Source organism: Kitasatospora sp. NPDC057512 (genome assembly GCF_042802135.1).
GTDB lineage: Bacteria > Actinomycetota > Actinomycetes > Streptomycetales > Streptomycetaceae > Kitasatospora.
On the sequence record NZ_JBHVET010000657.1, the window covers coordinates 1 to 4,851 of the forward strand.

At 75.8% G+C, this 4,851-nt stretch carries 5 protein-coding genes; 1 reads left to right on the forward strand and 4 read right to left on the reverse strand.

Annotated features, from left to right (window positions below; all coding sequences use genetic code 11):
* Nucleotides 1-63: 63 nt before the first annotated feature.
* A complete protein-coding gene (locus ACFU6K_RS31335) occupies nucleotides 64-393 on the forward strand; it encodes a hypothetical protein (RefSeq protein WP_380668757.1) in 330 nt (109 codons plus the stop codon).
* A 1-nt stretch (nucleotide 394) separates the two neighbouring features.
* Here the strand turns inward: ACFU6K_RS31335 and ACFU6K_RS31340 are convergent, their stop codons facing one another.
* Genes ACFU6K_RS31340 through ACFU6K_RS31355 form a run of 4 tightly spaced genes read right to left on the reverse strand, consistent with a single transcriptional unit; the run spans nucleotide 395 to nucleotide 4,798 of the window.
* Nucleotides 395-1,333: an ornithine cyclodeaminase family protein gene (locus tag ACFU6K_RS31340; RefSeq protein WP_380668759.1), complete on the reverse strand. Its 939-nt coding sequence runs from the start codon at nucleotides 1,331-1,333 to the stop codon at nucleotides 395-397.
* A gap of 23 nt (nucleotides 1,334-1,356) precedes the next feature.
* Nucleotides 1,357-2,385: a proline racemase family protein gene (locus tag ACFU6K_RS31345; protein ID WP_380668761.1), complete on the reverse strand. Its 1,029-nt coding sequence runs from the start codon at nucleotides 2,383-2,385 to the stop codon at nucleotides 1,357-1,359.
* On the reverse strand, nucleotides 2,385-3,743 hold the full coding sequence (locus ACFU6K_RS31350; protein ID WP_380668763.1) for an aldehyde dehydrogenase family protein: 1,359 nt from the start codon (nucleotides 3,741-3,743) through the stop codon (nucleotides 2,385-2,387). Before ACFU6K_RS31350 ends, ACFU6K_RS31345 begins: the two co-directional genes overlap by 1 nt.
* 50 nt (nucleotides 3,744-3,793) lie before the next feature.
* Nucleotides 3,794-4,798 (reverse strand): proline racemase family protein, encoded by a 1,005-nt coding sequence (locus ACFU6K_RS31355; RefSeq protein WP_380668765.1) that lies wholly within the window; start codon nucleotides 4,796-4,798, stop codon nucleotides 3,794-3,796.
* Between the last annotated feature and the right edge of the window lie 53 nt (nucleotides 4,799-4,851).

The window sequence follows — 4,851 nt, forward strand, 5'->3', positions numbered from 1 at the left end:
CAGTCCCATCCCGCTGCACCGGCTCCGGTTCCACAGCTCCCGACCACCACCAGGAGCAACGCCGTGTCGATCGACATCGCGCTGTACGACGGCCGCCCGAACGGCGGCCGCCGCACCGGCGCCAGGATGCTGCACCTGTCGAGCCCCGGCGAGGCCCTCACCACCGCCCTGGCCCGGCACACCGATCCGGCCCGCCACCGGCTCGGCCGGATCGACCCGTACGGGGACACCCTGTTCAACGAGCAGGACGCCGGCGCCGCCTTCGAGGAGGCCACCGCCCTGCTCGCCCGCTGCACCACCGGGGAGCAGCGGGCGGCCGTCCGCGAGCTGCGCAACCTGCTCGCCAACTGCTCCGCCACCCCGGGCAGTTGGCTCGTCTTCCTGGGCGACTGAACTACTGGGAGGCCGCCCGGTACACCTCCGCCGCAACGGCCAGGTCCTGCCAGGCCATCCCGACGCTCTTGAAGAACCGCGGCCGCCCGTCGGGCACCAGCGCGTCGCCGCGCACCAGTTCGGCGAGGTTCCACAGCTGCCGCCCGGCCACGCCCGCCATCAGCAGGTCCCCGGCCTCGCGCACCGCGACGGTGCGCGCCTCGACGTACAACTCGGCGCGCTGGACGAGCAGTTCGTCCACCTCCCGGGCGTCCGGCTCGTGCGAGCCGACCGCCGCCACCGCCGCGTGCGCGGGCACCAGCGCACCGTCGAACAGCGGGGTGCGCGCGGTGGTGCAGCAGACCACCAGGTCCGCCTCGCGGACCGCGCGCGGGTCGCCGACCTCAGCCGCCAGCCCGAGTTCCCGCCCGTACCCGGCCAGCGCCCCGGCCCGTTCGGCGTTGCGCGCCACCACGGTGAGCCGGCGCAGCGGCCGGACGGCGAGCAGGGCGTCCAGGTGCCCGTACGCCTGCGGCCCGGAGCCGAACAGCACCAGGTGCTCGGCCTCCGGCACGGCCAGCCGCCGCAGCGCGGCCGCGGTGACGGCGGGCGTGCGCAGCGCGGTGAGCGCGGCGCCGTCCAGCAGGGCGAGCGGCTGGAGGGTGGGCCCGTCCAGCAGCAGGTAGCTGCCGGTGATCCTGGGCAGTCCGGCCGACGGGTTGGCGGGCGCGACCCCGGCGATCTTCACGCCGGCGTACGGCCCGGCGGCGGCCGGCATCAGCAGCAGTTCGCCGGCGGGCACCGGTACGGCCGACCGGGCGGGTGCCGCCTCCGGGTCGAACCCGTCCAGCAGCACCCGCTCGATCGCCCCCACCGCCCCGGCGGGCCCGACCCCGCCGGTGCCCGGCACGGCGTACTGGAGCGGCACAACCACCGCGCCGGGCACTTCGGTTGGCTTCACACCTTCGGTCGCACTCACGGTGGTCACAGCAGGAACCCCGCTCCCAGCTCGTCGTCCGGCTCCAGGACGAAGCCGTGCTCGCCGGTGCGGAAGGCCGTCCCGCCGACCTCGGTGACCACGCCCTCGCCCTGCGGGTCGCCGCCCGGGAGGACCCGCCCGCTGAAGACCGTCCCGATGACCGACTCGTGCCGCAGCGGCTCGCCCGGGGCCAGCCGCCCCTCGGCGGCGAGCACCGCGAGCCGGGCGGAGGTGCCGGAGCCGCAGGGCGAGCGGTCGATCTGGCCGTCCGCGAAGACGGTGACGTTGCGCTGGTTCAACACCCCGTCCACCGAGGGGAGTTCGTCGTACAGGATGACCCCGTAGACGCCCGACAGCCGGGCGTCCGTCGGGTGCGCGACCGCCTCCGACCCGGCCAGCGCGGCCCTGATCTCCCGCCCCACGGCGGTGAGTTCGGGCAGCCGCTCCTTCTCCACGGCGAGCCCGAGGGCGGCCGCGGGCACCGAGGCGTAGCAGGCGCCGGAGTGCGCCACGGCGACCTCCACGGTGCCGCGCGAGGTCTCCACCGGCAGCTTCAGCGCGGTGACCCGGCTGGGCACGTTGCGGAAGGTCACCCCGGTGGTCCGCCCGCCGGCGCGGTGCACCAGGGCGGTGACCCGGCCGGACGGCACGTCGATCCGCACCCGCGCCACGCCGTCCGCGGGGGCGGCCACCAGTCCGGAGTCCACCGCCCAGGCGCCGAGCGCGATGGTGCCGTGCCCGCAGGCGGTGGAGTAGCCGTCCTTGTGCCAGAACAGCACGCCCAGGTGCGCCTCGTCGTCGTCCGGCGGGACCAGGAAGCCGCCGTACATCCCGGCGTGGCCGCGCGGTTCCCGGCTGAGCAGCTGCCGGACCTCGTCCAGCGCGCTGGGCCGGGGCGCGGTCGCGCTGCCGCCCGCGCCGAGCGCGATGGCCCGGCGCTCGGCGACGGTGTCGCCGGGGATCGGCGGCACGCCGTCGAGCACGATCCGGAACGGCTCGCCGGCCGTGTGGTAGTCCACCGTCCGTACGAACATCAGAGCGCACCTCCGCCCGGCAGCACGCTGACGGTCCGGCTGACGGTGTAGAAGTCCAGGGCGGCCTGGCCCTGTTCGCGGTCGCCGTGGCTCGCGCCCTTGGCCCCGCCGAAGGGCAGGTGGAAGTCGACGCCGCTGGACGGGGCGTTGACCCGGATCATGCCCGCGTCCAGCCGGTCGGCGGCGGCCAGCGCCACGTCCAGGCTGCGGGTGTGCACCGAGGTGGAGAGGCTGTGCGGGGTGTCGTTGGCGAGCGCGACGGCCTCGTCCAGGTCGGCGGCGGCGTGCAGCACCGCGATCGGGCCGAAGAACTCCTCACGGGCCAGCGGGTGTTCGGCCGGCACCTCGGCGAGCAGGGTCGGCTCGACGTACCAGCCGGTCCGCTCGGGCACCCCGCCGCCGGTGAGCACGCTGGCCCCGGCCTCGACGGCCGAGGAGACGGCCCCGGTCAGCCGCTCCCGCGCACCGGCGTTGATCACCGGCCCGCAGACCGCGTCGTCGACCGCCGCCAGCGCCTTGACCAGCGCCTCGCGCAGCGGCTCGTAGGCGGCGCCGACCGCGATCACCCGGCTGGTGGCGGTGCACTTCTGCCCGGCGTACCCGGCGATGGCCGCGGCGATGTGCCCGGCGGCCTGCGCGATGTCGGCGTCCGGCAGCACCAGCGCGGCGTTCAGCCCGCCGAGTTCGGCCTGCACCGGCACCCCGCGGTCGGTCGCGGCCCGCACCACGGCCCGGCCGACGCCGGTCGAGCCGGTGAAGGAGACCACGTCCGCGGCGCCGACCAGCGCCGCGCCCTCCTCCGCCCCGCCGGGCAGCACCGTGAACACGTCCTCGGGCAGCCCGGCCAACTCCGCCAGCCGCAGCGCGCAGGCCGTCGCCTCGGGCGCCGGCTTGAGCACCACCGCGTTGCCGACGGCGAGGGCCGGCGCGGCCTTCCAGGTCGGGATCGCCAGCGGGAAGTTCCACGGCGCGATCAGTCCGGCGACCCCGTACGGGCGGCGCCGGGTGAGCAGCAGTCCGGGGCCGGCGGCGGTCTCGTGCACCGCCCCGGACGGCGCGTACGGCGCCTGCGCGTAGTAGCGCCAGATCGCCGCCGTGCGGGCGACCTCGCCGAGCGCCTCGGCCAGCGGCTTGCCGACCTCGCGCACGATCAGCGCGGCCAGCTCGTGGGCGTGCGCCTCCACGGCGTCCGCGATCCGGCCGAGCGCCGCCGACCGGGCGCCCGCCCCGGCGGCGAGCCAGTCGCCCTGCGCCGCCCGGGCCCGCCCGACGGCGGCCCGCACGGCCTCGGCGCCGGGCTCCTCGACGGCGACCACGAGGTCGGCGGGGTCGGCGGGGTTGTACGAGGTGATGGTCACGGCCAGCAGCCCTTCGGGGGGAGGTACGGGGACGAAGGAGGAAGGAGGGGTCAGAGCAGGAAGCCCGCCGGGAACGGGTCGCTCGGGTCGAGGAAGTACTGGGCGGTGCCGGTGACCCAGGCCCGCCCGGTGACGGTGGGCACCACCGCGGGACGCCCGGCCACCTCGGTCTCCTCGACCAGCCGCCCGGTGAAGGTGGTCCCGATGAAGGAGTCGTTGCGGAAGTCCCGCCCGAGCGGCAGTTCGCCGCGCGCGTGCAGCTGGGCCATCCGCGCCGAGGTGCCGGTGCCGCAGGGCGAGCGGTCGAACCAGCCGGGGTGGATGGCCATCGCGTGCCGGGAGTGCTCGGCGGTGGAGCCGGGGGCGAGCAGCTGGACGTGGTGGCAGCCGTGGATGGACGGGTTCTCCGGGTGCACCGGCCGGTCCGGGCCCGCGTTGATCGCGTCCATCATGGCCAGGCCGGCGTCCAGGATCTCCTGCTTGCGCTCGCGCTCGAAGGGCAGCCCGAACTCGGCGAGCGGCAGGATGGCGTAGAAGTTGCCGCCGTACGCGAGGTCGTAGGTCACCGCGCCGTAGCCGGGCACCTCGATCTTGCGGTCCAGGGCGACGGAGTAGGAGGGCACGTTGCGGATGGTCACCGCCTTGGCGGCGCCGTCCTCGACCCTCACCTCGGCGACCACCAGTCCGGCCGGGGTGTCCAGCCGTACGGTGGTGACCGGCTCGACCACCGGGACCATCCCGGTCTCGACCAGCACGGTGGCGACCCCGATGGTGCCGTGCCCGCACATCGGCAGCAGTCCGGAGACCTCGATGTAGAGCACGCCGAAGTCGGCGTCCGGCCGGGTCGGCGGCTGGAGGATCGCGCCGCTCATCGCGGCGTGGCCGCGCGGCTCGTACATCAGCAGGGTGCGGAAGTGGTCCAGGTGCTCCTGGAAGTGCACCCGGCGCTCGGCCATGGTGGCGCCGGGGATGACGCCGAAGCCGCCGGTGATCACCCGGGTCGGCATGCCCTCGGTGTGCGAGTCGACGGCGTGGAACACGTGACGGCTGCGCATGGGTCACAACTCCCGTACAGGTTCGGATGGTTGGTGGGTGGGAGCGCCCCGGC